17 protein-coding genes are annotated in these 20,024 nt (G+C 72.0%); 10 read left to right on the top strand and 7 right to left on the bottom strand.

What is annotated here, in order from left to right; genetic code table 11:
* Positions 1-57: 57 nt before the first annotated feature.
* The 4 genes from ACRYCC_RS40895 to ACRYCC_RS40910 all read left to right on the top strand — a co-directional run bounded on the left by ACRYCC_RS40895 (position 58) and on the right by ACRYCC_RS40910 (position 2,493).
* Positions 58-567, top strand: coding sequence for an HNH endonuclease (locus ACRYCC_RS40895; protein ID WP_433819477.1), 510 nt, complete (start codon positions 58-60; stop codon positions 565-567).
* Positions 568-582: 15 nt separating this feature from the next.
* A complete protein-coding gene (locus ACRYCC_RS40900; RefSeq protein ID WP_433819478.1) occupies positions 583-807 on the top strand; it encodes an FmdB family zinc ribbon protein in 225 nt (74 codons plus the stop codon).
* A gap of 27 nt (positions 808-834) precedes the next feature.
* Positions 835-1,197 (top strand): cupin domain-containing protein, encoded by a 363-nt coding sequence (locus tag ACRYCC_RS40905; RefSeq protein ID WP_433819479.1) that lies wholly within the window; start codon positions 835-837, stop codon positions 1,195-1,197.
* Between the two features lie 147 nt (positions 1,198-1,344).
* Complete coding sequence (locus tag ACRYCC_RS40910; protein WP_433819480.1) at positions 1,345-2,493, top strand: phosphatidylinositol-specific phospholipase C1-like protein; 1,149 nt, start codon at positions 1,345-1,347, stop codon at positions 2,491-2,493.
* Between the two features lie 132 nt (positions 2,494-2,625).
* On the opposite strand, the gene ilvD is transcribed toward ACRYCC_RS40910, so the two are convergent.
* Together ilvD and ACRYCC_RS40920 are read right to left on the bottom strand one after the other, a co-directional pair.
* Positions 2,626-4,488 carry a dihydroxy-acid dehydratase gene (gene ilvD / locus ACRYCC_RS40915; protein ID WP_433819481.1) on the bottom strand — a complete coding sequence of 621 codons (1,863 nt, stop codon included), beginning with the start codon at positions 4,486-4,488 and terminating at the stop codon, positions 2,626-2,628.
* Positions 4,489-4,643: 155 nt separating this feature from the next.
* Positions 4,644-5,444 carry a nuclease-related domain-containing protein gene (locus ACRYCC_RS40920; RefSeq protein ID WP_433819482.1) on the bottom strand — a complete coding sequence of 267 codons (801 nt, stop codon included), beginning with the start codon at positions 5,442-5,444 and terminating at the stop codon, positions 4,644-4,646.
* Positions 5,445-5,724: 280 nt separating this feature from the next.
* Here ACRYCC_RS40920 and malQ point away from each other — a divergent pair, with 280 nt between their 5' ends.
* The gene (malQ, locus tag ACRYCC_RS40925) at positions 5,725-7,989 is read left to right on the top strand and encodes a 4-alpha-glucanotransferase (RefSeq protein WP_433819483.1); all 2,265 of its coding nucleotides are present in this window, start codon (positions 5,725-5,727) and stop codon (positions 7,987-7,989) included.
* 27 nt (positions 7,990-8,016) lie between these two features.
* Here malQ and ACRYCC_RS40930 read toward each other — a convergent pair whose 3' ends face one another.
* A complete protein-coding gene (locus ACRYCC_RS40930) occupies positions 8,017-9,033 on the bottom strand; it encodes a hypothetical protein (RefSeq protein WP_433819484.1) in 1,017 nt (338 codons plus the stop codon).
* A gap of 153 nt (positions 9,034-9,186) precedes the next feature.
* The gene (pepN, locus tag ACRYCC_RS40935; protein WP_433819485.1) at positions 9,187-11,715 is read right to left on the bottom strand and encodes an aminopeptidase N; all 2,529 of its coding nucleotides are present in this window, start codon (positions 11,713-11,715) and stop codon (positions 9,187-9,189) included.
* A gap of 171 nt (positions 11,716-11,886) precedes the next feature.
* Between pepN and ACRYCC_RS40940 the strand changes: the two genes are divergently transcribed.
* On the top strand, positions 11,887-12,501 hold the full coding sequence (locus ACRYCC_RS40940) for a mycothiol-dependent nitroreductase Rv2466c family protein (RefSeq protein WP_433819486.1): 615 nt from the start codon (positions 11,887-11,889) through the stop codon (positions 12,499-12,501).
* 183 nt (positions 12,502-12,684) lie between these two features.
* On the opposite strand, the gene nicT is transcribed toward ACRYCC_RS40940, so the two are convergent.
* Positions 12,685-13,866 (bottom strand): Nickel transporter NicT, encoded by a 1,182-nt coding sequence (gene nicT / locus ACRYCC_RS40945; protein ID WP_490885263.1) that lies wholly within the window; start codon positions 13,864-13,866, stop codon positions 12,685-12,687.
* 113 nt (positions 13,867-13,979) lie between these two features.
* Here nicT and ACRYCC_RS40950 point away from each other — a divergent pair, with 113 nt between their 5' ends.
* The 3 genes from ACRYCC_RS40950 to ACRYCC_RS40960 are packed head-to-tail and all read left to right on the top strand — an operon-like array spanning position 13,980 to position 16,888.
* Entirely contained in the window at positions 13,980-14,984 is a 1,005-nt protein-coding gene (locus ACRYCC_RS40950) for an ATP-binding protein (RefSeq protein ID WP_433819488.1), read from the top strand.
* 40 nt (positions 14,985-15,024) lie between these two features.
* The gene (locus ACRYCC_RS40955) at positions 15,025-16,365 is read left to right on the top strand and encodes an ICP22 family protein (protein WP_433819489.1); all 1,341 of its coding nucleotides are present in this window, start codon (positions 15,025-15,027) and stop codon (positions 16,363-16,365) included.
* Between the two features lie 34 nt (positions 16,366-16,399).
* Positions 16,400-16,888 (top strand): ribose-5-phosphate isomerase, encoded by a 489-nt coding sequence (locus ACRYCC_RS40960; protein WP_433819491.1) that lies wholly within the window; start codon positions 16,400-16,402, stop codon positions 16,886-16,888.
* 10 nt (positions 16,889-16,898) lie between these two features.
* Here ACRYCC_RS40960 and ACRYCC_RS40965 read toward each other — a convergent pair whose 3' ends face one another.
* The gene (locus ACRYCC_RS40965; RefSeq protein ID WP_433819492.1) at positions 16,899-17,132 is read right to left on the bottom strand and encodes a hypothetical protein; all 234 of its coding nucleotides are present in this window, start codon (positions 17,130-17,132) and stop codon (positions 16,899-16,901) included.
* A 150-nt stretch (positions 17,133-17,282) separates the two neighbouring features.
* Between ACRYCC_RS40965 and ACRYCC_RS40970 the strand changes: the two genes are divergently transcribed.
* Positions 17,283-18,401, top strand: coding sequence for a PP2C family protein-serine/threonine phosphatase (locus tag ACRYCC_RS40970; protein ID WP_433819494.1), 1,119 nt, complete (start codon positions 17,283-17,285; stop codon positions 18,399-18,401).
* Positions 18,402-18,477: 76 nt separating this feature from the next.
* Here the strand turns inward: ACRYCC_RS40970 and ACRYCC_RS40975 are convergent, their stop codons facing one another.
* Complete coding sequence (locus ACRYCC_RS40975) at positions 18,478-19,983, bottom strand: beta-N-acetylhexosaminidase (RefSeq protein WP_433819495.1); 1,506 nt, start codon at positions 19,981-19,983, stop codon at positions 18,478-18,480.
* Positions 19,984-20,024: the final 41 nt, after the last annotated feature.

Here is a 20,024-nt window from a genome sequence, read left to right on the forward strand (position 1 = left end):
GCGCCGGATCGTGGCCTGCTGGGCGGCCGCCGCCCTGATACCGGCGGAGGCCGTCTGATGCGCCAGGTCCTTCTCCTGAATGCGACATACGAGCCACTCACCACACTGCCGCTCCGGCGGGCCGTGTGCCTCGTACTCCGGGAGAAGGCCGAGGTCGTCCACCACGACGCCTCGGGTGCCCTGCTCCGATCCGCGACCAACTCCATACAGGTGCCGTCGGTGATCCGGCTGCGCAGATACGTGCGCATCCCTTTCCGGACACGGGTCCCGCTGACCCGGGCCGCCCTGATGCGGCGGGACAACTACCGATGTGCCTACTGCGGCCGCCACGCCGAGACCATCGATCATGTACAACCCCGCAGCCGTGGCGGCAAGCACACCTGGGAGAACTGCGTCGCCTCCTGCATGACCTGCAACCACCGCAAGGCCGACCGGCTGCTGGAGGAGATCGGGTGGACGCTGCCCACGACCCCCGCCGTGCCCCGCGGCGCGCACTGGCGGCTGATCGGCATCGTCCACGACGGCGATCCGCAATGGGCGCTGTACGTCAGCGAACCCGCGGCCTGACCTATCCTTGGTGACGTGCCACGTTACGAGTACCGCTGCCGCTCCTGCGGGGACACCTTCGAGATGTCCCGGCCGATGAGCGAGTCCTCCGCACCGGCCACCTGCCCGTCCGGCCACGACGACACCGTCAAGCTGCTGTCCACCGTCGCGTTCGGCGGTGGCGGGGCACCGGCCCCCCGGCCGTCCGGGGGCGGCGGGGGCGGGGGCGGTGGCTGCTGCGGCGGTGGCTGTTGCGGCTGAGCCCTGGCCCGCGGGCATACTGGGCCAATGCCTCAACTGATCGAGAAGCCGTCCCGGGTGACCGCCGCCGGTGAGCCGCCGAAACTGATCGACGAGTACGTCGGCGGGGTGAACACCGGCGAGTCGCGCCTCAGCATCGCCCACATGCGGAGCCCGTCCGGCTGGGCCGAGCCCGGTCAGCGTCCCGAGTTCGACGAGTTCACCCTCGTGCTGAACGGCACCCTGCACGTGGAGTACGAAGGCGGTGCCCTGGACGTCGCCGCCGGGCAGGCCGTCCAGACCAGGGCCGGGGAGTGGATCCGCTACAGCTCACCCGACCCGGCCGGAGCCGAGTACATCGCGGTCTGCCTGCCCGCCTTCACCCCGGACACCGTCCACCGCGACGACTGATCCCCACGCGGTCGCCGCCGCGCCGGACCTGGCGCGGCGGGCCCTGTGGCCCGTCCGGTCGGCCACGGCCGGGAACGGCCGGGAGCGGACAACACCGGCCACTGTGGTCTCTTGACGCCACAGCGGATCTGAGATCTTCTCACGTCCATGAGCGATCTCCCCCCGTCGCGCCGTCGTCTGCTGCCCGCCGCCGCTCTCGCCCTCGCGGGCCTCCTCCTGGCGGTCCTCCCCGCCGGATCCGCCGGGGCGCGTGCCCCGGAGCTGCGCCTCAACCAGATCCAGGTCATCGGGACCCACAACAGCTACCGCTTCGAGCCACCGCAGAAGGAGTTCGGGTTGATCTCCACGGCCGGGGGCTCCCTGGCCGAGGGGCTGCAGTACAGCCATCCGCCGCTCGGCCAGCAGTTCGACGGGCAGCACGTACGGCAGATCGAGCTGGACGTCTACGCCGACCCCAAGGGCGGGGCGTACGCGACCCCGCCGATCCGGGTGCTCACCGGCCAGCCGGCCGAGTACGACCCGGAGATGAGGCGGCCGGGCGCGAAGGTCCTGCACATCGCCGGGATCGACTACCACAGCACCTGCCTGACGTTCGTGGCCTGCCTGCGGGCCGTCCGGGCGTGGTCCCAGGCGAACCCCTCGCACGTGCCGATCACGATCCTGGTGGAGTTCAAGGACACGCTGGACGTCCCGGTGAAGGGGATTCCGCCGGTGACGCTGATCTCCTGGACCCGGGACCGGATGCTCGGGCTGGAGCAGGAGATCCGCTCGGTCCTCGGCCCGGACGAGCTGCTGACCCCGGACGACGTACGGAGTCCCGGCCGGACGCTGGAACAGTCGATCCTGACCGGCGGCTGGCCCACCCTCGACGCGGCCCGAGGGAAGATCATGTTCCTGATGGACAACGGCGGGGTCTACCGCGACCGCTACGCGCAGGACAATCCGAGCCTGGAGGGCAGGATCCTGTTCACCAACTCCGAACCCGGCCGGCCCGACGCCGCGTTCGTGGAGCGCAACGACGCGGTCGGCTCGGCGGCCGAGATCCGCGCCCTGGTGGCCAGGGGATACCTCGTGCGTACACGGGCGGACGCCGACACGGTGGAGGCCCGCTCCGGCGACACCAAGGCCCGCGACGCCGCCCTCGCCGGCGGGGCCCAGTGGGTGAGCACCGACTATCCCGTGCCCGGCATGGCCGCGAGGTTCGGCACCGGCTACTTCGCGGCGCTCCCGGGCTACGTCACGGCCCGCTGCAACCCGGTCTCCGCCCCGGCCCCCTGCACCGTCTCCGCCCCGTGACGGGCACCTGAGGCCCGCGCTGCCCCAGACCCCCTCCGTGATCACGCAATCGATCGTCGATGGATTGCATGATCACGGGGGGTCGAGGGAGCTTCGGGGGAGACCGGCGGGCGGGGCCGCCGGGCGGGCGGGTCAGGGGTTGAGCTGGGTGATGTCGCGGGCGGCGCCGGTGGAGGCCGACGTGGCCATCGCGGCGTAGGCCTGCAGTGCCACGCTCACCGGCCGCTGCCGGTCGCGCGGGCGGTAGCCGCCCAGGTCGGCGAGGAGCTTCTCGCGGCGCGCGGTCAGCTCCTCCTGGGGCACGTCCAGCTCCAGGACGCGGCGCGGAATGTCGATGACCACCCGGTCGCCGTCCTCGACGAGGGCGATGATGCCGCCGGCCGCCGCCTCGGGGGAGGCGTGGCCGATGGACAGCCCGCTGGTGCCGCCCGAGAACCGGCCGTCGGTGACCAGGGCGCAGGCCTTGCCCAGCCCGCGGCCCTTGAGGAAGCTGGTCGGGTAGAGCATCTCCTGCATGCCGGGCCCGCCCTTGGGGCCCTCGTAGCGGATGACCACCACGTCACCCGGCTTGACCTTGTTGCCGAGAATGCCGTCGACGGCGTCGTCCTGGCTCTCGAAGACCACCGCGGGGCCGGAGAAGGTCCACAGCTCCTCCTCGACGCCGGCCGTCTTCACGACCGCGCCCTCCGGGGCGATGTTGCCGTACAGGACCGCCAGCCCGCCGTCCTTGGTGTAGGCGTGCTCGATGTCGCGGATGCAGCCCTCGGCGCGGTCGAGGTCGAGCGTCTCCCAGCGGGTGTGCTGGGCGTACGGCTTGACGGTGCGGACGCCGCCGGGCGCGGCGTGGTAGAGCTCCACCACCTCCGGCTTGACGGTCGGCGACAGCACGTCGTGGGCGTCCAGGAACTCGCCGAGGGTCGCGCTGTGGATGGTGTGCACGTCGCGGTGCAGCAGCCCGCCACGGTCCAGCTCGGCGAGCAGGGCGGGGATGCCCCCGGCCCGGTGGGCGTCCTCGACGTGGTACTTCGCGGTGGCCGGCGCGAGCTTGCAGATGCACGGGACCCGGCGGGACAGCTCGTCGATCTCCTTGAGCCCGAAGTCGACCCGCGCCTCGCGGGCGGCGGCCAGCAGGTGCAGGATCGTGTTGGTCGACCCGCCCATCGCCACGTCCAGCGTCATCGCGTTCTCGAAGGCGTCGCGGGTGGCGATGCTGAGCGGCAGGACCGACTCGTCGTCCTGCTCGTAGTAGCTGCGGGTGAGGTCGACGATCAGGCGGCCGGCGTCCTCGAAGAGGTTCTTGCGCGCCGCGTGCGTGGCCAGCGTCGTGCCGTTGCCCGGCAGCGCGAGCCCCAGTGCCTCGGTGAGGCAGTTCATCGAGTTGGCGGTGAACATGCCCGAGCAGGACCCGCAGGTGGGGCAGGCGTTCTCCTCCATCTCGGCGAGCGCCTCGGTGGAGACCGACTCGTCCGCGGCGGCGATCATCGGGTCGATGAGGTCCAGCTTGCGGGTGGTGACGGCCTCGCCGTCGACCACGGTGACCTTGCCCGCCTCCATCGGCCCGCCGGAGACGAACACCGTCGGGATGTTGAGGCGCATCGCGGCGATGAGCATGCCAGGCGTGATCTTGTCGCAGTTGGAGATGCAGATCATCGCGTCCGCGCAGTGCGCGTTCACCATGTACTCGCAGGCGTCGGCGATCAACTCCCGGCTGGGCAGCGAGTAGAGCATGCCGCCGTGGCCCATGGCGATGCCGTCGTCCACCGCGATGGTGTTGAACTCGCGGGGGATGCCGCCGGCCTCCTTGACCGCGGCGGCCACGACCTGGGCCACCTCGCGCAGATGCACGTGACCGGGCACGAACTCGGTGAAGCTGTTGGCCACCGCGATGATCGGCTTGCCGAAGTCCTCGCGCTCCACACCGGTGGCCCGGAGGAGAGCACGTGCTCCGGCCATGTTCCTGCCGTGGGTGACCGTACGAGACCTGAGCGGAGGCATGGGGACCACTCTTTCGACCTGAGAATGCTGTGCTCCCGATGGTACGACCCCGTACCGGCGCTCTGGACCGCGACGCCCCCGGCCCGCCCAAGATGATCTTGTGTGAGCGGCCTGGACCGGCCGGGGGCTCGTCGTCGAGCGCCGGCCGGTCGCCCCTATCGGTAGGCGGGTGGCAGCGACTCCTCAGCCGCCTGGGTGATCCGCTCCACGTCGGTGGCGGTCAGGATCGTCGAGCGCCGCCGCAGGTAGGACTTGGCCCGGCCGCCCGAGTAGACGTCGACGTCCCGTACCCGCATGACCTTCCACGGGATCGCGGGGCCGTAGATCGCCACCGAGGGCTGCACGGGCACCTCGAAGCCGACCTGGGCACTGATGATCTTGCTGGCCTGGTCGGCCTCCCACCGCGCCTCGTCCAGCCGGTCCTTCTTGTTGATCGGGCCGTGGAAGAGCTTGCGATGCGACAGGGTCCGGACCGGCAGGCGCTTGTCCCACTTCTCGGAGTCGATGGCGTACACGCCGCTCGGCCCGATCACCAGATGGTCGATCCGCCCGTCGCTGACGCCGTCGTCGTCGCGCGGCACCGCGCGGGCGTGCAGCACCTGGTAGCCGTTCTTGGCCAGCGCGCGCAACTGCCGCTCGGTCTTGCGCTCGGCCGCCGACGCCTTCTGCCAGGCCTCGACGGTGGAGTTGGTCCGGGCGCGCCGGATGGTGTCGGCGATGGCGGCCAGCACCGCGACCGTGAAGCCGACCCGGATGTCGAAGACGAACGCGAACAGCACTCCGATGAGCACCGCGGCGCCGATCCGCAGGGCCCACCGGCGGACGACCGGATTGCCCATCAGCTCGCCGTAGGTCTGAGCCGGGGTCCTGGGCGGCTCGGAACCGGTGAACGGGGTCTGCCGCGGGGGGCTCTGCTGGTCGGCGGGTTCGGGCTGCCCTCGTGCCGACTCCTGCATGCTGTGGTGTGTCGAGCCACGACCAGTGATCGCCATTAGTCACGCTCCGTACTGCGTTTCGCCGCTGGACGCATGATCTTCTTGCTCAGAGTAACTATTCCGCCTGGCTCCGCCTAGTAGTTCCAGGTCGATACTTTTGTCGCCATGGCACGGCGATTCGTCGGCATCGACGGCGGGTAAGGCTTGTTCTACCCCATCTCCTGAGGCATGCCCATCTAGGGCCCCTTCGATCCTCGTGATCTTGCAGTTATCGGTCGTGCGACTGGGGCATCGTGGGGGTGTGACCGACCAGAACCTCGCCCGGCTGGCCCGGGCCCACGATGTCGCGACCGGTTTCACCGACTGGCGGGGAGAGCACCGGGCGGTCTCCCCGGAAACGCTCGTCGCCGTACTGGCCGCGCTGGGCGTGGACGGCTCGTCGCCCGCCGCGGTACGGCACGAGCTCGAACGGCTCGACGCCGAGAACCGGACCCGCCTGCTGCCCCCGGTCGTGGTCTACCGGGCCGACGGCGTCCAGGTGGAGACCTTCACCGGCGGTGACCCGGACTCGCTGCGGACGACCCGTGAGCCCGACGAGATCTGGATCCCGACGCACACCGACGCCCCCGTCGAGGCGTGGGTCGAGCTCGACCCGCGCCTGGGCGGGAGCGTCCCGTTGCGCGGCGGCACGCCGATGCTCGCCTGCGGCCGCGAACCCGCCGAGAGCCGCCTCATCCGGGTCTTCACACTGCCCGCCGGGACCCCGCTCGGCTGGCACCGGATCCACGCCGAGCAGAGCGGCCGGCGGGAGAGCGCGGCCCTGCTGGTCACCCCCTCGGCGCTGACGCCCCCGGACCACCGGGCGTGGGGCTTCATGGCGCAGCTGTACTCCGTGCGGTCACGGGCCTCGTGGGGCCTGGGCGACCTGGCCGACCTGCGCGACCTCGCCGAATGGAGCGGACGGGCGCTGGGCGCCGGCTTCGTGCTGGTCAACCCGCTGCACGCGGGCGAGCCGGTGGCGCCGATCTCGCCCTCTCCCTACCTGCCCATGAGCCGGCGGTTCACCAGCCCGCTCTACCTGCGGATCGAGGACATACCCGGCTACGGCGAGCTCGACCCGGCCGACCGCGAGCTGATCTCCACGCTGGCCGCTCCGCTCCGGGCCCGCGACCTCACGCTCGACGAACTCGACCGGGACGCCGTGTGGGCGGGGAAGCGCCCGGCGCTGGAACTGCTCTACGACAGGACGACCCGCCGGCCGGAGGCATACGAGGCCTACCGGGCCCGCGAGGGGGCGGCGCTCACCTCCTTCGCCACCTGGTGCGCGCTGGCCGAGGAGTTCGGTGCCGACTGGCGCCGCTGGCCGGCCGAGCTGCACGACGCCGAGGGGCCGGCGGTCGCCGCGCAACGCGGGCGGCTGGCGCGCCGGGTGGACTTCCACGGCTGGCTGCAGTGGCTGCTCGACGAGCAGCTCGGCGCCGCCCAGCGCGGCGCGCTCGCGGCGGGCATGCCGATCGGCGTGGTGCACGACCTCGCGGTGGGGGTGCATCCGGGCGGCGCGGACGCGTGGACGCACCAGCGGCTGTTCGCCCCGGGGATGACGGTCGGCGCCCCGCCGGACGAGTTCAACCAGCGCGGCCAGGGCTGGGGCCAGCCGCCCTGGCATCCCGGCCGGCTCGCCGCCGAGGCCTACGCGCCGCTGCGCGGCCAGCTGGAGTACGCGCTCCGGCACGCGGGCGGGCTCCGGCTCGACCACGCCATGCAGGTCTCCCGGCTGTGGTGGGTGCCCGAGGGCAGGTCCCCCGACGAGGGCACCTACGTCGGCTACGACCGGTCCACGATCCTGAGCGTGCTGACCTACGAGGCCCACCGGGCCGGGGCGCTCCTCGTGGGCGAGGACCTCGGCACCGTGGAGCCCGAGGTGCGGATCGACCTCGCCGAGCGCAACATCCTCGGCACCTCGCTGCTGTGGTTCGAGCGCGACGACAAGGGCGCACCCCGGCGGCCCGAGCAGTGGCGGCCGCTCTCGCTGGCCACCGTCGGCACCCACGACATGCCGCCGCTCACCGGGCACCTGCACGGTGACCACGTCGAGCTGCGCGAGCGGCTCGCCCTGCTCACCCGCCCGCCCGCCACCGAGCTCGCCGACCACCACCGCCAGCTGTCGGAATGGCTGGACCTGCTGCACGAGCTCGGCCTCCTCCCCGACCCCGCTTCCGTGATCATGCAATCGCTGGACGATTCATCGCGTGATCACGAAGGGGCCGCGAGGGGAGCGGCGGTGGACCGGGCGCGCCTGCGGGAGGTGGAACGCGACGTGGTGGCGGCGCTGCACGGCTTCCTGGCACGGACCCCCGCGCTGCTGCTGGGGGTGTCGCTGGCCGACGCGGTGGGGGAGCGGCGCACCCAGAACCAGCCCGGCACCACCGACGAGTACCCCAACTGGCGGGTCCCGCTGGCCGACGCCGAGGGCCGTCCCGTGCTGATCGAGGACCTGGTCGCCGATCCGGGCGTGCGTGCCGCCGTCGCACCGCTCCGGGGAGCGCGGGCCGCGAAGGCAGAGTGACCCTCCGGCCCCCGGCATCCGGTGTGCTCAGGCGGGGATCTGGTCGAGCAGCCCGGCGACGTGCGCGGCGACGTCGTACAGCAGGGTGTCGGGGATGATCGGGGCACCGGCGACCGCGGAGAACACGGCGGGCAGGCCGGGCAGCGGATAGCCGTCGTCGTCCGCGCCCGCCAGCGCGGTCAGGCCGGGCTCCCGGTGGCCGAGCGAAGCCCGCGTGCGGGTCCAGGCGTCCAGCACCTCCTCGCGCGACGGCACCCCGAACCCGTGCCCGACCGGGGCCGCGTGCCGGAGCCGTACCAGCCCGCCCTGGGCGAAGTCGAGGGCCAGCCGGCAGCGACCGGCCAGGTCGGCGCGGACCCTGTCGGCCAGCCCGGTCACGACCGGGCACGGTGTCCGGCATTCGGCGGCGCACGCGCCCAGCGCGGCCGAGACGGCGCTGTGGTGGCGGTCCAGGTAGTGACGCCAGCTCTGGGCCGACTCCGCCGCCACCCGCAGCGCGCGTTCGGCGGCCGACCGCTCGGTGCGGGTGTGGTGGCAGGCCCGCGGTCCGCCGAGGTCCGGCGCGACCCCGAACCGGCTGCCGGGCCGGCCCACCGAGGCGCCCAGCGCCACGGGGTCGGCGGCGTGGCCGAGGACGGACTCCCAGGCGAGCATCGGCAGGTACTCCCCGGCGATGTGCACCGCGGCGACCAGCGCCGCCAGGTCGTGCCGCAGCCAGCGGACCTCGATGACCTCCAGCAGGAGCGCGTAGGCGGGCCGCAGCGTCAGCAGCGCGCCGCGGGGCTGCTCGCGCGGCGTCTGCGGCATGCGGCTGGCCCGGGCCCGGTTCATCAGCCGGCGGGGGATCGCGCTGGAGTCCCCGATGGTCTCGGGCATCCCGAAGTCCTCGGCGTCCAGGTCGAGGACCCGCTGGCCGAAGGAGCACAGCGCCGCGATGGCCGGGGCTGCGTGGTCGGGCACCAGCCCCTGGGAGGCCAGCGCGGCCACGTCACCGAAGGCGTACCGGCGCGCCAGGGCGATCAGAACCTCACGAGGCGTTTCCACTCCGTCACTCTCGCACGAGGACGAGGGGGCGGAAACGGGAAACCGGCCGCACGCCCGGAGGCCGATCCAGGCCGGTCATCCGGGCCGGTCGCCGGGCCGCGGGGACGCCCTGACGGTGCGGTGATGCGGTCAGGGCGTCCCCGTGGTGCCGGGTCAGGTCGAGGCGGCGTCCTTGGCCTGGGCCCGCAGCGCCCTGGAGACGCCGTCGCGGCCCTCGGCCAGCAGCCGGGCGAGGGCCGGCTCCGGGTGCTCTTCCGCCAGGTAGGCATCCGTCCGCGTCACCGTGTCCGGCGAGATCACCAGCGACGGGTACGCGCCCTGCGCGAAGGTCTGCGCCATGTCGCTGCTCCAGTCGGCCCAGATGCGGCCGACCTCGGCGAAGTAGCGCTCCGCGTAGGGCTCGAGCAGCTCGACCTGCTCCGGATGCACGAAACCGCCCAGGGTCGCCCGGAACACCGCGTTCGGCAGTTCGCCGGCGACGATGGCCGCCCACGCGGCCGCCTTGGCGTCCGGCGTGGGGATGGCGGCCCGGCAGGACGCGGCGTGCCGCTCGCCCGCCGCGGTCGGGTCCCGCTCCAGCTCGGCGTCGATCTGGTCCGGGCCCGCCGCACCGCGGGCCACCAGCCGGCCCAGCATGGACCAGCGCAGTTCGTCGTCGACCGTCAGCCCCTCGAGGACCCGCGAACCGTCCAGCAGCGCCTGGACGAACGCCAGATGCTCCTCCGAGGTGGCCGAGCCCAGGAACGCCTGGGTGTAGGTCAGCTGCCAGTCGGAGCCCGGCTCGGCCTCGGTCAGCAGGGTGTACAGGTCGTCGGCCATCAGCCGCAGGCCCTCGGACCGCCATTCCGGCGCGGCGTACTGCGTGACGGCCAGCCGGGCCTGCCGCAGCAGGGTCTGGGCGACCGAGACGTCGGTGACGCCGCGGATCCCCGACAGCAGCAGCCGGACGTAGTCGCGGGTCGCCATCTCGGCGTCCCGGCACATGTCCCAGGCCGCCGACCAGCACAGCGCCCGCGGCAGGCCCTCCCGGATCTCACCGATGCCGTCGACGAGGGTGCGCAGCGAGTGCTCGTCCAGCCGGATCTTGGCGTAGGCGAGGTCCTCGTCGTTGACCAGCACCAGGTCGGGACGCCGCTCGCCGACCAGCTCGGGCACCTCGGTGCGGGCACCGGAGATGTCCAGCTCCAGGCTCCGCCTGCGGACGATGCCCTCACCGGTGCGGTCGTAGAGGCCCACGGCGACCCGGTGCGAGCGCAGCGTCGGGTGCTCCGCCGGTGCCTCCTGCAGGATCGAGAACGCCGTGAAGTTCCCCGCCTCGTCCACCTCGTACGCCGGGCGCAGCGTGTTGACGCCGGCCGTCTCCAGCCACTCCTTCGACCAGGAGGTGAGGTCGCGGCCCGAGGTCTCCTCCAGCGCGTCCAGCAGGTCGGCCAGCACCGTGTTGCCCCAGGCGTGCCGCTGGAAGTAGTGCCGCACCCCTTCGAGGAAGTTGTCCCGGCCCACGTAGGCCACCAGCTGCTTGAGCACGCTGGCGCCCTTGGCGTAGGTGATCCCGTCGAAGTTCACCTCGACCGCCCGGATGTCGGGGATGTCGGCGGAGATCGGGTGGGTCGAGGGCAGCTGGTCCTGCCGGTAGGCCCACGCCTTCATGAGGTTGGCGAACGTCGTCCACGAGCCGGTCCACTTGGTGGCCTCGGACTGGCACAGCACGCTCATGTACGTCGCGAACGACTCGTTCAGCCACAGGTCGTCCCACCAGCGCATGGTGACCAGGTCACCGAACCACATGTGCGCCATCTCGTGCAGGATCGTCTCGGCCCGGCGCTCGTAGGCCGCGTCGGTCACCCGCGACCGGAAGACGTAGTCCTCCAGGAAGGTGACGGCGCCGGCGTTCTCCATGGCGCCCGCGTTGAACTCGGGCACGAACAGCTGGTCGTACTTGCCGAACGGGTACGGCCGGCCGAAGACCCGCTCGAAGTACTCGAAGCCCTGCCGGGAGACCTCGAAGATGGCGTCGGCGTCGAGGTGCTCGGCCAGCGAGGCCCGGCAGTAGACCCCCATCGGGATGGTGCCGTTCGGCCCGGCGTACTCGTCCCGCTCGACGTGGTACGGCCCGGCGATCAGCGCGGTGATGTAGGTCGACATCTTCTCGGTGGCCGGGAACGTCCACACCCCGCCGTCCTGGGACGGCGTGGTGTTGGAGACGACCTGCCAGTCGCCGGGCGCGGTCACCGTCAGCGCGAACGTCGACTTCAGATCCGGCTGGTCGAAACAGGTGAACATCCGGTGTGCGTCCGCGGTCTCGAACTGCGTGTAGAGATAGACGCTCTGGTCGACGGGGTCGACGAACCGGTGCAGCCCCTCGCCGGAGCGTGAGTAGGCGCAGTCCGCGACGACCGTCAGCACGTTGTCGGCGGCCAGCCCGGGCAGCGGGACGCGTCCTTTGGCCTCGTCGTAGGACGCCGGGTCGAGGGCCGCGCCGTTGAGCGTGACCTCCCGTACCTTCGCGCCGTGCAGATCCACGAAGCTCGCGGCGCCGGGCTCGGCGCAGCCGAACCGGATCACCGTGGTGGAGCCGAAGCGCTCGTCCCCCGTGGTCAGGTCGAGATCCACCTCGTACGATTCGACGCTGAGCAGCCGAGCACGGTCCCGCGCCTCGTCGCGCGTGAGGTTGCCTGCCACATGCCCTCCTTGATGGCTTTCGCCAAGACCTTTTCCGCCATGTCTATCAACGACCGGGCCCTCGTGCCGACCCGGCGGGCCCGAAGGTCTTTCCCGCGCGTCGCCGGGAATGGCCGCGGAAAGCCCGTGGTTGACCGGCGTAAGGACTGTTCAGGCTCAAGGAGGCTTACATTGACGCAGGAAAGCCGTACGCCGGTGGACTTCTGGTTCGATCCGATCTGTCCGTGGGCCTGGATAGCCTCCCGCTGGATCCACGAGGTCGAGAAGGTCCGGCCGGTCGAAGCGCGCTGGCACGTGATGAGCCTCGCCGTGCTCAACGAGGGCCGGGACCTGCCGGACAACTACCGCCAGCTCATGACCGAGGGCTGGGGGCCGGTACGGATCTGCATCGCCGCCGAGGAGAAGTACGGCCCGCAGGTGCTCGGCCGGCTCTACACCGAGTTCGGCAACCGGCTCCACCATGAGAAGGCCCCCCGCACCCGGGAGACCTTCGAGGCCGCCCTGGAGGCGGCCGGCCTGGACCCCGCGCTCGCCGCCGCGGCCGACTCCCCGGAGTACGACGAGCGGCTCCGGGTCTCGCACCACGACGGCATGGACCGGGTCGGCTATGACGTCGGCACCCCGGTGATCGACGTCGAGGGCGTCGCCTTCTTCGGCCCGGTGGTGTCGCCGATCCCGCGCGGCGAGGAGGCCGGCAAGCTGTGGGACGGCGTACGGCTCGTCGCGGGCACGGACGGCTTCTTCGAGCTCAAGCGCAGCCGGACCCGCTCGCCGATCTTCGACTGACGGGGCCCGTGTCGCGGTTCCGGTCCCGGGTGCGGGTACCTGTCGCGAAAAGCATTGCCCTGACCACCAGCACGCGGCCCCCTGCCGTGATCATGCGATCAATCGACGATTGATTGCATGATCACGGCTGGGAGGCTCGGCTGGGAGCGGCGGCTGGGAGCTGGCCCGGCGGGGGGCGGCGGGTCAGGCGTCGGCGTCACGGAGGGCGGCCGTCCAACGCTGCTCGATCCGGCCGAACTTCCAGATCGCGACCGCGCCCAGCCACATGGTCACCAGCACTCCGGTGATGATGAACCCGGCGATGTTGAGATCGAGCCCGGAGACCCAGTCCCAGAAGCCTCCGGTCAGCCCGAGCCGGTCCTGGGCGACCTGGAGGAGTTCGGTGCCGCCGATGACGAAGGCGAAGGCCACCGACGCCCCGGTGAGCGCGATGTTGTAGAACACCTTGCGCACGGGGTTGGAGAAGGCCCAGCCGTAGGCGAAGTTCATGAAGGTGCCGTCGACGGTGTCCCACAGCGACATGCCCGCGGCGAAGATGACCGGCAGGCACAGCACGGCGTACCAAGGTAGGGAGGCCGTGGCGGCGGCGCTGCCGGCCAGGGCCAGCAACCCGACCTCGGTGGCGGTGTCGAAGCCCAGCCCGAACAGGAACCCCAGCGGGTACATCTGCCACGGCTTGGTGATCGCCCGGGTGAACCGCCCCAGGATGCGGTTCATGAAACCGCGGCTGTTGAGCTGCTCCTCCAGGGCCGCCTCGTCGTAGCTGCCGCGCTTCATCTCGCGGAAGATCCTGATGATCCCGACCAGGATGACCAGGTTGATGACCGCGATGATGAACAGGAACGTCCCCGAGATGGTCGGGCCGACCGTCCCGGTGATGGTGTGCAGCCCCGAGTTCTCGTCGGAGATCCCGTTGGACAGCGCCTTGATCCCCAGCCCGAGGAGCAGGCAGGCCCCGAAGACCACCGACGAATGGCCGAGGGAGAACCAGAAGCCCACCGACACGGGGCGCTGGCCGTCGGTCATGAGCTTGCGGGTGGTGTTGTCGATCGCGGCGAGGTGGTCGGCGTCGAAGGCGTGCCGCATGCCCAGGACATAGGCGGTCACCCCGATGCCGATACCGAAGAGCTTTCCGTTGCCCATCTCGTAGTGCTGTGGTGCGACCAGGAGCAGCAGCGTGCCCCAGCCGACCAGATGCAGGAAGGCGATGAAGGCGCCCATGCCCGCCACCCGGCCCCACTCCGCCGAACTCAGCCGACTCCGCGATCCCGTCTCGCCGACCGTGGCCACATCGCCCCCCGCGCGTCTCCCGCTCCAGCAACTTCTCCGACAATGTCGCAATTGCAAGGAGTTTGCAACAAGCACTCCCGGGGCGCCCCCCGGTGCGGCCCCGGACTGGCGCGTTCCGCTTGATTCGATCCGGATCTCTCGCCACAATGATTCTGGCAATGGTTTTCATATCCGCTTCGGGGGTTTTCGTGAAAGTTGCGTTCGTCGGCAAGGGCGGCAGCGGCAAGACGACGCTGTCGTCACTGTTCGTCAGGCATCTGGCCGGTGGCCCGGGCTCCGCCGGCCGGCGGTCGCCGAAGGTCGTGGCGATCGACGCGGACATCAACCAGCACCTGGGTGTGGCCCTCGGCATGGACGAGGCGGTCGCCGCCAAGATCCCCGCGCTCGGGGACCACCTCGAGGTGATCAAGGACCACCTGCGCGGCGACAACCCGCGGATCACCTCCACCAGGGCGATGGTCAAGACCACTCCACCCGGGCGGGGCTCCCGGCTGCTCACGATCGGCGGCGACGACCCCGTGCACGCCCTCTCCCACGATCTCGACGGCATCACCGTCATGGCGACCGGGCCGTTCACCGACGACGACCTGGGAGTGGCCTGCTACCACTCCAAGACCGGCGCGGTGGAGCTCTACCTCAACCATCTGGTCGACGGGCCGGACGAGTACGTCGTGGTCGACATGACGGCCGGTGCCGACACGTTCGCCTCCGGGTTGTTCACCCGCTTCGACCTGCTGTTCCTGGTCGCCGAGCCCACCCGCAAGGGGGTCGGCGTCTACCGGCAGTACACCGAGTACGCCGCGGACTACGGCGTGGCCATCGCGGTCGTCGGCAACAAGGTGCAGAGCGAGGAGGACCTCGACTACCTGCGCGAGCACGTCGGCGACGATCTGCTGACCTGGTGCGAGCAGTCGCCGGCCGTCCGCGCGCTGGAGCAGGGCCGCGGTGACGTCGCACTGGAGGCCGGAAACGAGGCCGCGCTCGCCCGCATGCGATCGGCCCTCGACGCCCGCTACCAGGAGCGCGACTGGGCGGAGTTCACCCGGCAGGCGGCCGAGTTCCACTTGCGCAACGCCCGCAGCTGGGCCAACCGGGCCGTCGGGGAGGATCTGGTCGCGCAGATCGACCCCGGCTTCGTGCTGGGCCCCGGTGTGCCGTCGGCGCGGCGAGAGTCGCAAATGGCCACAGGGTAGGGCTTTCGGTAGGTCATGGGGGCGGGCTACCCTCCCGCCCATGACCACCCGCCGGGTTATCACGATGACCGTCAGTGCACTGGGAGCAGTCGGGCTGATCGCCCTCGTGTTCGGCAACCAGTGGCTGTACACCTGGTTCTACGACAACGACGTCTACCGCTATCGTTCGGTCACCGGGCGCCCGGCCTCCTGGCTGCAGTTCCCGCAGTGGCGGGTCTCGCCGCTCGAGGCCGAGTACCTCATCCCCCCGGATCTCTCGCTGATCGTGCTGCTGGGGCTGCTGGGCGCGTTCGTGCTGGCCGCGGCCCGCTCGCTGGAGCCACGGCGGGGAGTGGTCGGCGCCCTCGTGGTCGGCTGGTGGGCGACGGTCGTGGCGGCCGGGCTGGCCGGGCTGGTCCGGGGCATCCTCCTGGTCGTCCTCAACGACTACCCCGACCGCCTGGTCGCGGACCTCGTCTTCGGCACCATGCTCACCGGAGCCGGTTTCGGGCTGGCTCTCGGCTGGCTGCCCGGTCTCGCCACGATGATCGCGTATCTGGTCACCCGCCCGGAGGGCCTCGCGCCGCAGGCCGCGGGAGCCGGCGGAGCGCCGGTGCCGAACCTGGCCGGGATGGGCCCGATGCCCCGGCCTGCCGGCGGGGCACCCTATCCGCGGCAGGCCGGCTGGGCGCCGGTGCCGCCACCGCCCACGTCGGGGCCGACGGGCCCGCAACCCGTGCCGGGATTCCCGCCCGGACCCGCCTGGGCGCCGCAGCCCCCGCCCGGCGGCTACCCGCCTCCGCCGGCCGGCTACCAGGCACCACCCCCCGCCGGGTACGCGCCGCCACCGGGATTCCCGCCGGCCCCTCCGCCGCAGGCGCCTCCGGGGGCCGTACCCCCTGGATCTCCGGGCCGGCCCGGAGCCGGCGCCCCGCAGCACCCCGGCTGGGCCGGGGCGGAGGGCCACCCCGCCCCCGCGGAGCCGGCCGGCTCCCGCGCACCCGCGGACTCCGGGGAGCGCGCGGACATCGAAGATCATCATGACCCGGAAGACCGCCCGGACGCCGGGGAATGGACCTTCGAGGAAACGGACTCGGAGCAGCAGGGCTCCGAGGCGGCGGAGCCCGAGCTGCGGGACCCCGAGCTGGGGGACCCCGAGGCGGCGGAGCCGGAAGTACGGGACCGCGAGGAGCGGGACCCGGAGGCGGCGGACCCGGAGGAGCCGGACCCCGAGGCGGCGGAGCCGGAGGCGTGGGGCTCCGGGGAGCGGGCTCCCGAGCCCGGCGAGCTCGAGGACGACCCCGGCTGGGAGCGGCCTTCGGACGACCGACCCGGCGCCGGACGGCCGGACGAGGGCGAGCCGGTGGCCGAAAAGCCGGTCAAGGATGACCCCCCCTCGTAGGTGACAGGGGGAGAGGCCTGTCAGAATTCTCGCCATGCGCGTCTATCTCGGATCCGACCACGCCGGCTTCGAACTCAAGCGGCATCTCATCGGCCGGCTGGCCGACGAAGGCCATGAGCCCGTCGACTGCGGTGCCTTCGCCGACGACCCGGCCGACGACTACCCGCCGTTCGTGCTGCGGGCGGCGGAGCGCACGGCCGCCGAGCCGGGTGCGTTCGGCGTCGTCATCGGCGGCTCCGGCAACGGCGAGGCCATCGCGGCCAACAAGGTCAAGGGCATCCGCGCGGCGCTCGCCTGGAACGACGACACCGCCACGCTGGCCCGCCTGCACAACGACGCCAACGTGATCAGCATCGGCGCGCGGATGCACGATCTCGACACCGCGACCCGGTTCGTGCGGCTCTTCCTGGAGACCGAGTACTCCAAGGAGGAGCGGCACAGCCGGCGGATCGCGATGCTGAGCCGCTACGAGGAGACCGGTGAGCTCCCGCCGCTGCCCGACGGCGAAACCGGCACCGGCTGAGCGTTCGCACTCAACCGCCGGAGGGCGGGTCGCTTTCCCGGCCCTGAGCGCGCGACTCCGTCTTCTGGGTGTTCGCCGCCCGCTTCCCCAGCCGGCGGCGCTCGCCCTTGCGCGGCTTGGCGGGCTCCGCGGGGGCGGCCGGCGCGGCCGATGATCCGGCGGCCTTGCCGTCCGGCGGCATCCGGGACACGTCCCTGGCGCGCATCGCGGCGTCCACGGTGATCCGCATTCCCGGCTGGCTCATGTCGGCACCTCCTGGGCACAGCATCCCGCATCCGGCGGCCACCGGACAGGGGGCGGCCCAGTGGCGAAGACGGAGACTTCGACTACAGACGGTCAAGGGTGGTGCGGATTCCTGCCGACGCGGTCCTATGCTCGATACAGTCTCTGAGTCATGCTTCAGCGCCTGGTCCATCTTCTCCCGCGAAGGGTGCGTGCGTTCCTGCGCCGCATCCCCGTTCTCGTGCGCCTGTACGGATGGTTGCGGCGGGGCCGGCTCAGGCGCGAACGCAACGTCTTCCTCATGCTGGCCCTGGCCACCATCGCGATCGGCGTCGCGGCGACCGTGTCGGAGACCTGGTTTCCGGCCAGCGGCATCGTGCTGACCGTCCTCGCCGGCGGCCTGCTGCTGCGGGTCCGTGCCCTCACCGCGCTGCTGGGCGTGGTCACGGTCGTGCTGGCGAGCGACTCGATCCGGCTGGGGTTCCACAAGGTCGGGCCCGGAGTGATCGCGACCGTCGCGGTGACGGCCGTGCTCGCGCTGGCCCTTGCCCGGACCCGGCAGCAGATCGGCGTGAAGGGCCTGCGCGGTGAGTACATGCTGCTCGAACTGCGCGACCGGCTGCGCCGCCACGGTGAGATGCCGCCGCTTCCGGCGGGCTGGGACTCCCAGGTGGTGCTGCTGCAGGCCGGGGGCTCCTCCTTCGGCGGCGACTTCGTCGTCTCCTCCTCCGACGGCAAGACGCTCGAGATCGCGCTGGTCGACGTCTCCGGCAAGGGGGTCGACGCGGGTACCCGTGCGCTCATGCTGTCGGGGGCGTTCGGTGGCCTGCTTGGATCGGTCCAGCCTGAGCGTTTCCTCCCGTCCTGTAACAATTATCTGCAGCGCCAGCGCTGGGACGAGGGCTTCGTCACCGCGGTGCACCTGGTCATCGACCTGACCACGGGCGAGTACACCGTCGAGTCCGCCGGGCACCCGCCCGCCGTGCAGTTCGACGCGGGCAGCGGCACCTGGCAGGTCAGCCCGGCGAAGGGCATCGTGCTGGGCGTCGTGCCCGAGCTGCGCTGCGAGCCGGAGAGCGGCCTGCTCCGGCCCGGCGACGCGCTGCTGCTCTACACCGACGGGCTGGTCGAGGCGCCGGGGCTGGACATCGACGCCGGGATCGACCGGCTGCTGGGCGAGGCCGAGCGGCTCGTCCCGCAGGGATTCCGCAAAGGCGCCAAGGAGCTCGTCGAGACCATGGCGGCCTCCCGCGACGACGACTGCGCCCTCGTCCTCATCTGGCGCACCTGACTCCGGCGCACCTGACCGAGCGCCCGGCCAGAGACCCCAGGACCACCAGGACCACCAGGGGCACTCGGCGCCCGGTCTACTCCGTCGCGGGCCAGGGCACGCCGGGGGACCGGTGGAAGCCGAGGCCCGCGGCGGCCCAGCGCGGCGCGTGCGCGGCCAGCCGGGCGGCGTACTCCTCCCAGGAGCGGCCCTCGCCCGGGGACCAGCCGCGTTCGGCGATGCCCGGCAGCCGGGGCAGCGTCATGTGGACGATGTCGTCCCAGGACGTGATCGTCTCGGTCCACAGCGCCGCCTCCACGCCCAGCACGTCGCTCTCGCGTACGCCGTCGAGCAGCGTGACGGGATCCCATTCGTACGCCTGACGGGTCTCCAGCGTGCCGGCCCAGTCCTGGCCGAGCCGGGTGCCCGGGTCGTACTTGAGGTCGAGGTAGGTGTGCTGGGCGGGGGACATGATCAGCCGGGCGCCCGCGCGCACGGCCTCGACGAGCCGGCGGGTCCTGGCGGCCGGCACCGACCCCGCCGGGCGCCAGTGCTGCACGACCTGGCCGGGGGTAAGCGGGGCGGAGGCTATCTCCTGCCAGCCCACCATCGTCTTGCCGTGCGCCCGCACGATCTGCTCGGCGCGCTGGACGAACGCCACGTAGTCCGCGGGGTCGGTGGCCAGTGCCTCGTCGCCGCCGATGTGCAGGTAGCGGCCGGGGGTGAGCGCGGCCAGCTCGCCGAGGACCTCGTCGACGAAGCGGTAGGTGACCTCCTTGCCGATGCTCAGCGAGCTGAAGCCGACCTCGGTGCCGGTGTACCGCTCGGGCGCGACGCCGCCGGTGTTCAGCTCCGGGTACGAGGCCAGGGCCGCGTTGGTGTGGCCGGGGAGGTCGATCTCGGGCACGACCGTGAGGTACCGCTCGGCGGCGTAGCGGACGATCTCGCTGTACTCCGCCTTGGTGTAGAAACCGCCGCTGCCGCTGCCGCCGCCGACCTCGCTCGCCCCGCCGTAGTCGGCGAGCCGGGGCCAGCCGTCGATGGCCAGCCGCCAGCCCTGGTCGTCGGTGAGGTGCAGGTGCAGCACATTGATCTTGTACGGGACGACCAGGTCGATGAAGCGCTTGACGTCCCGTACGCCGAAGAAGTGCCGGGCGACGTCCAGCATGACGCCGCGCCAGGCGAAACGCGGGCGATCCTCGATCCGTACGCCGGGAACGACCCACGGCCCGGACCCGGGTCCGGGCCGCTCGAGGCCGGCGGGCAACAACTGGCGCAGGGTCTGTACCCCCCGGAACAGACCCTCGTCGGTGTGGGCACGCAGCCGTACCCCCGACTCGTCCACGTCGAGGAGGTGACCCTCGGGGCCCAGCTCGGCCGGGCCGTCCAGGGTGAGCGTGATGGCGCCGCCGCTCGCCGGCGCGAGGGGAGGCGCCAGGGGAGGCGCCAGGGGCAGGGGGAGACCGGTCGCGCCGCGGAGCAGTTCGGCCAGCCGGGCGGCGGCGACGCCGGGGTCGGCCGCGATGCGGGTCTCGGGGGTGAGGGTGAAGGAGGACGGGAGGAGGGCCGACCTCGCGGGGGCGGGGATGATTGCTGGGTGCACATCCAGATCCTGCCCGGAGTGCCGGCGAAAGGACGCATCGG

Source organism: Actinomadura scrupuli (assembly GCF_050971785.1).
GTDB classification, from domain to species: Bacteria; Actinomycetota; Actinomycetes; order Streptosporangiales; family Streptosporangiaceae; genus Actinomadura_E; species Actinomadura_E scrupuli.